General features: G+C 49.2%; 4 protein-coding genes. 3 read left to right on the top strand and 1 reads right to left on the bottom strand.

Annotation, left to right across the window (positions count from 1 at the left end):
- Positions 1–263: 263 nt before the first annotated feature.
- Positions 264–977 (bottom strand): response regulator, encoded by a 714-nt coding sequence (locus C7B77_RS20655; protein ID WP_106309219.1) that lies wholly within the window; start codon positions 975–977, stop codon positions 264–266.
- 406 nt (positions 978–1,383) lie between these two features.
- Here C7B77_RS20655 and C7B77_RS20650 point away from each other — a divergent pair, with 406 nt between their 5' ends.
- From C7B77_RS20650 to C7B77_RS20635, 3 genes are all read left to right on the top strand, one after another.
- Complete coding sequence (locus tag C7B77_RS20650) at positions 1,384–3,285, top strand: sensor histidine kinase (protein ID WP_245894290.1); 1,902 nt, start codon at positions 1,384–1,386, stop codon at positions 3,283–3,285.
- Entirely contained in the window at positions 3,279–3,698 is a 420-nt protein-coding gene (locus C7B77_RS20645; protein WP_219892222.1) for a response regulator, read from the top strand. The genes C7B77_RS20650 and C7B77_RS20645 overlap by 7 nt, the downstream gene beginning before the upstream one ends.
- Before the next feature lie 867 nt (positions 3,699–4,565).
- Positions 4,566–6,590 carry an NAD(P)H-quinone oxidoreductase subunit 5 gene (locus C7B77_RS20635; protein WP_106309213.1) on the top strand — a complete coding sequence of 675 codons (2,025 nt, stop codon included), beginning with the start codon at positions 4,566–4,568 and terminating at the stop codon, positions 6,588–6,590.
- Positions 6,591–6,730 lie beyond the last annotated feature (140 nt).

The raw sequence follows: 6,730 nt of genomic DNA, 5'->3' as shown, positions 1-6,730 counted from the left end.
AGCACAGACAACCTACATACGCAGGGGAGTTTGAGGGGCGGCGTCCCGCCCCTCAACGGGGGGTCTGGGGGTCGGCACCCCCAGATCCGGGTTCTGTCCCCACCAGAAAACATCACTAGCACGAGTATCGATCGTTGACCACCTCGATCGTGCCAATAGTTCCCAAACCGATCGAATCCACACCTTGAAACCTAGCTGGTGGGCACTGCCCACCCTACTTGAAGCTCCCAACTCCCAACTCCCAACTCCCAACTCCCAACTCCCTAATTAATAATTCCCGATCGCAATGCCCTAACCGCTGCTTCGGTACGGTCATCGGCGCACATCTTGGCTAAGATATTCCGAACGTGGGTTTTGACTGTCCCGACGGTAATAAATAACCGCTCGGCGATGACGACATTCGTACAACCTGCCACCATCAACTCTAATACCTCGCGTTCGCGATCGGTGACCGGATCTGAGGCTAGAACCTGCTCGTATTCGGGTTCCACCGATCGAATCTCGACTGTTTGTTTTTGAGCTGTGGGTTTGGCGATACTCTGTCGCATCTGACGCAAGACAATACTCGCGATCGCCGGATCGATCCAGGCATTGCCTGCATGAGTCATCCGAATTGCCTCGATTAGGGACTCGATCCCCACATCTTTAATACAATACGAGTCCGCTCCCGCCGCAAATGCCGCCAACACCGTATCTTCATTACTGAGCATCGTCAACATAATCGCTTTAGTTTTAACTTCTGGATGCTCTTGCTGGAATTTCCGAAACTGCTGCACTAATTCAATGCCATCCATCACGGGCAAACCGATATCGACCAACGCGACATCAACATCTGTTGTTTCCAACAAATTCAATCCTTGTTGACCATTCGTCGCTTCGCCAACAACCTGCACTCCTTCTTGAATCTGCAAGACCGTCCGCAACCCAATTCTTACCACATCATGATCTTCAATCAGGACTACACGAATATCGCTCATAAAAACCACCTTGGAATAGATTGCATGGAAAGATATTATTAGTCTAACTTGAAAAATTTGGGCCGTATCTATCGATCGACAGATGCCAAAATCGCGTTTTACTGTATTAGTCTATCTCGCCGCTCGGACTACTTAGATTTGCGCTGATGAATGATATTGTAATGTTTATTTTATATTTATCGAACTACTCACATCGATCGAGATCTAAGCACTAAAATCGATCTAGTCAAGAAAGAAAATTCCGGTTATTATCGACTTTAGGGTTAAAAACTACAAGCTAACTAACTGCCGTTAAGCTCCCAAATTAAGTCAAAAGAGAGAGGGTATCTCAGCTCTCGATCGGCGATATTTAAAGAAGAGATTGACAATCGGGGCGGAAACCATTAACAAAATTGACACCCCCTTTTTGCCGAAACCCAAGGTGAGTAGTGTTTTGAACGTTCAGATGAAAGGCTGTTGGCACAAATTTAAAAGCTATTGGAAACAACTACCGATCGAAGGGCGGGGGTCTATTGCTGTATGCATTCCTTTAATATGCCTGATCGGTACGGTGGTGGCATACACTGTTTTACGCCAAAGAATGGTCGAATCTCAGAATTATGTAGACCATACCAATGAAGTTTTGAATCAAAGTAAGGGCAGCCTAATTAGTATCCTCAATGCCGAAACTGGGGTACGGGGCTACTTCATTGGTCGTGACAAAGCTTTACTCGAATCATATAATCTGGCTCTCAAAACCCTCAATCCTACACTGCTCGGCTTAGAACAGCTTGTCAAAGAAAATCCAGTGCAACTCCAGCGAGCGCGGTTGCTCACTCAGGTTGCCAATTATCGGATGAACTTACTCAGACAGAGCGTCAGTCGCGTAAATGCAGGCGAGAGCGGTACCGCTGAGGTGACACGCGCTCGCCTCCTTAATGGCAAACAAGCAATGGATCGATTTAGGCAGGTCATTAGCGAATTTGAAGCCGAAGAATATCGCCTATTAGACTTGCGCATCCGCGATTTGCAACAGCAGCAACAACTCAATGCCGATGCCATGTGGTGCGGGATTGCCATCGGGATTATCGGCACGATTTTGGCAATTAGAATCCTTCAGGAACTAGCTACAGAGCTGCGAGAGCGGGATATTCGCCTGCGCGAAAGCCGCAACCAAGTCGAAGCGATCGTCGGTAATATCGTCGATGGGGTGATGGTCATCGATCCGAAAGGTAAAATTGAGAGCTTCAATTATGCGGCGGTGAAAATGTTTGGCTACCAGCCTAATGAAGTCATGGGTTGGCACTGGAGACAACTGCTCGATCGCGAAGCTGAAGATACGCGCAAATTATTGGATTACGAACCAGACCTAATATCTAAAGCACCGCCGATCGGTCAAATCTGGCAAGCCATGGGACAGCGCAAAAATGGCGAATTATTCCCGATCGAAGTCTCCATGAATAGTATCGCCTTCGACGACGATCGCATTGCCATCGTCCGCGATATTACCGATCGTCAACAAACCGCCGCCAAACTTCAAGCTAAAGCCATCGAACTAGCACAGCTCAACAATTCGCTCAATGCTAGCAACTATTCATTACGCCAAACTAATAGCGAACTCGATCGGTTTGCCTATATTACCGCACACGATCTCAAAGCACCGCTGCGGGCGATCGCTAGTCTCTCAGAATGGGTAGAAGAAGATCTCGGCGACTCCATGTCTGAAGAAACTCGATCGCAAATGCAGCTATTGCGCCGCCGCGTCTACCGGATGCAAGCACTCCTCAATAGCTTGCTCGAATACTCGCGCGCCGGACGCACTCAATCCCCGATCGTCACTGTCGATGTCGGTCGGTCGATCGAAAAAATCATCCAGACGCTCGCACCACCAGACACATTTAGCATCCATATTACTACTCCCATGCCAACGTTCGATACCCGGTGGCGACCGCTCGAACAAGTCCTCACGCACCTAATCGACAATGCCATTAGACATCATCCGACTAAAGCGGGTATAGTAGAAATATCTGCGATCGACCTAGGCGATCGCTATGAATTCTCGATTTTTGATAATGGGGACGGGATCGAGCCTCAATTTCAAACTAGAATTTATACCATCTTTCAAACCTTAAAAGCCCGCGATCTCCAAGAAAATATTGGAGCAGGGCTGGCGATTGTCAAAAAAATCGTGACTTCTGAAGGCGGGACAATCGAGCTAGAATCTATGCCGGGAAAAGGTGCCATCTTCCGGTTTACTTGGCTCAAGCAGCCATTGACTATCGATGCATCTACCACCAGCCCCGAACCACGATCGAAAACCTCATGTTAAACATTTTATTAGTTGAAGATGACGAAGTAGACGTCATGACCGTCCGTCGCGCCTTTAAAAAGGGAAATATCGCCAACCCTTTATATATAGCGGGCAATGGGATTGAAGCTTTGGCATTGTTACGCGGCAATCCCGGCGAGCCATCATTAATTCCCCCAGATCGCCGCTTGATCTTGCTGGACTTAAATATGCCCAAAATGAATGGGCTAGAATTTTTGCAACAATTACGAGCAGATCCCGATCTCGGACACATCCCGGTGGTAGTATTGACAACTTCTAACGAAGAACGCGATCGAGTCGAGGCATACCAGCTCAATGTGGCTGGCTATATGCTCAAGCCTGTGACTTTTAGTACTTTTGTCGAGCTGATGATTGCCTTGAATAAGTACTGGACGCTGTGCGAGATGACGTGACATATCTAGTGCTTAGTCTACCCGACGCTCACCGTAGGGTAGAGCGCGGGCTTCAAAACTCTAGATTTCGTGTTTCATCCGCCGTCGCCTCCACACAAAACTAGTTTTGTATTTTGGTCTTACACCGCGTCTAGAGGTTTGACAAGCCGTCTTGCCCTGACTCTCACACCGCTTGCACGATGCCCACGCAGCCGCCCTGTGTCCCAAGGCAGAAATGTTTTTAGTCGGAAACCCACATGGCTTGCATATATCCCAGCGGCAGATTTCATTTAGTGGCTATTCTGCTAGTACTGCGTAAGCCTTTTAGACAGTCCACTAGGTCGTCAACCTTCAACCTGATTCTACCAATCTTGAGAATATTTGTACTCAGCCAAACTACTTGTTGCTCATTCCTCGCCCATCCCCTCCGCCGCTTGCTGTCTGCGAAGGCAAATAGCGGCGCATCGACTCGGAGGTTTTCTCCGAGTTGTGTGCGACAAGACAGCGTTCGGGGATGGACTCATCAATCGCTCGGCTTTCATCCCGACTCTCATCGAAGCGATAGAGAGCGGGACTTCCCGCCTGTTTCGTTTGCCACCATCGCAGCAATCGAAACATCGATTTATGTAGACAAATATTGACGAATGTCCGCTATCGATCGTCTACCGTTGATGGGGATCGGTATAATTGCTCATAGGACACCCGATCGCTTAGATAATTGTCTATTGGCAGCTAAACTTCGACGATCGGCTAATTAAAGCATAATGGATGTGGCCTCAGAGCACACTGCGATCGCTCCGAACCAAATATACTCATCCACGTCACTTTTGCCATCAATCGCCAAAGATTTAGTCTGTCCATCCTCGATCGTTAGATTTAAGTACATACATGGAACCACTATACGATTATGCCTGGTTGATTCCAGTGTTTCCCCTGGCTGGGGCAATGCTAGTCGGATTGGGATTGATTTCACTCAACAAAGCCACCAACAAACTGCGAGATCTCAATGCAGTTCTAATTATTTCCTTACTAGGAGCGGCGATGGTGATGTCCTTCGCCCTACTCATCAGCCAATTTCAAGGACATCCCGTTGTTACGCGATCGTTTGAATGGGCATCTGCGGGCACATTTCATCTGAATATGGGCTATACGATCGACCATCTGACATCATTGATGTTGGTCATCGTTACCACCGTCGCCATCTTGGTCATGCTCTATACCCACGGGTATATGTCGCACGATCCCGGCTACGTGAGGTTTTACGCTTATCTGAGCCTATTTAGCTCCTCGATGTTGGGCTTAGTTGTCAGTCCCAACCTCGTCCAGGTGTATATCTTCTGGGAATTGGTAGGGATGTGCTCCTATCTGCTGATCGGCTTTTGGTACGATCGTAAAGCCGCCGCCGACGCCTGTCAAAAAGCCTTCGTCACCAACCGCGTCGGTGATTTTGGCTTGCTGTTAGGGATGCTCGGACTCTACTGGGCGACTGGTAGCTTTGACTTCCAAATTATGGGCGACAGACTCCAAGAACTCGTCGAATCAGGCGCAATTGGGGGCGGATTGGCCGCACTATTTGCAATCCTCGTATTTATGGGGCCAGTTGCCAAATCAGCTCAATTCCCGCTCCACGTTTGGCTCCCAGACGCCATGGAAGGCCCCACGCCGATTTCCGCACTGATTCACGCCGCTACCATGGTAGCCGCTGGTGTATATCTCATCGCTCGGATGTATCCCGTCTTCGAGAATATCCCCACCGCGATGGACACGATCGCCTGGACGGGAGCAGTTACAGCATTTCTGGGTGCCTCGATCGCGATTACCCAAAACGATATCAAAAAAGGTCTGGCCTACTCCACTATGTCCCAACTGGGCTACATGGTAATGGCCATGGGCGTCGGAGCCTACTCCGCAGGCTTATTTCATCTGATGACTCACGCTTACTTTAAAGCGATGATGTTCTTAGGTTCTGGTTCCGTCATTCATGGCATGGAAGATGTCGTCGGACACAACCCCGTCCTCGCTCAAGACATGCGCTTGATGGGCGGTTTGCGGAAACACATGCCCGTCACTGCTGGTACCTTCTTTATCGGTACCCTCGCAATTTCTGGAATTCCCCCCTTCGCGGGATTCTGGTCGAAAGACGAAATTCTTGGTGCCACATATGCCTCAAATCCGCTCCTCTGGGTCGTTGGTTTTGCCACGGCAGGGGTAACCGCATTTTATATGTTCCGGATGTATTTCTCGACCTTTGAGGGCAGTTTCCGAGGCAACGATACTAAGATTCAAAAGCAACTACTCGCCGCCGCGCGTCCGAGTGGTGCCGACGCTCACGACGAGCATCATGACGACGCCCACGCTCACAGCCACGCATCCAAGCCGCACGAGTCGCCTTGGAGCATGACTTTACCTTTAGTTATCCTCGCCGTACCTTCCGCCCTCATCGGTTTAGTCGGAACGCCATTCAATAACTACTTTGAGGCGTTTATTTCGGCACCCGGACATGCTGTCGAACACGCACATGAATTCGATCTCAATGAATTCTTAATTATGGCTGGTAGTTCCGTCGGCATCGGCCTAATCGGGATTACTTTAGCATCCTTGATGTATCTCAGCCGCAAAATCGATCCCAGCGCGATCGCTTCCAAAATCCCCGCGCTGTACAATCTCTCACTCAATAAGTGGTACATCGACGATATCTACAATAGCGTCTTTGTCATCGGCTTACGCCGCGTCGCCCGTCAGGTGATGGAAGTCGATTACCGTGTTGTCGATGGTGCGGTGAACCTTACTGGCTTAGCCACCTTGCTCGGCGGTGAAGGTTTGAAATACCTCGAAACCGGACGCGCTCAATTCTACGCTTTGATTGTGTTTGGGGCGGTATTGGGTTTGGTCATCGTATTTGGTGTTACCTAGATTAAGGTAGACAATCGATCGAATTCGCTAGACTGCGGTTTAGGTTGAGTTACCCCCCCAACCCCCCCTTATAAAGGGGGGGCTTTTGTTACTCCCTCGACTTTTCAAATGAAGGCTTTTATTGCTCCCTCCCCTTTATA

The sequence above is a fragment of the Chamaesiphon polymorphus CCALA 037 genome (assembly GCF_003003845.1).
GTDB classification, from domain to species: Bacteria; Cyanobacteriota; Cyanobacteriia; order Cyanobacteriales; family Chamaesiphonaceae; genus Chamaesiphon; species Chamaesiphon polymorphus.
This window is presented reverse-complemented; position numbering and strand designations above follow the sequence as displayed.

Coding starts and splice junctions, on each gene's coding strand:
- C7B77_RS20655 (WP_106309219.1), bottom strand. CDS start 977: ATGAGCGATATTCGTGTAGTCCTGATTGAAGATCATGATGTGGTAAGA.
- C7B77_RS20645 (WP_219892222.1), top strand. CDS start 3,279: ATGTTAAACATTTTATTAGTTGAAGATGACGAAGTAGACGTCATGACC.
- C7B77_RS20635 (WP_106309213.1), top strand. CDS start 4,566: ATGGAACCACTATACGATTATGCCTGGTTGATTCCAGTGTTTCCCCTG.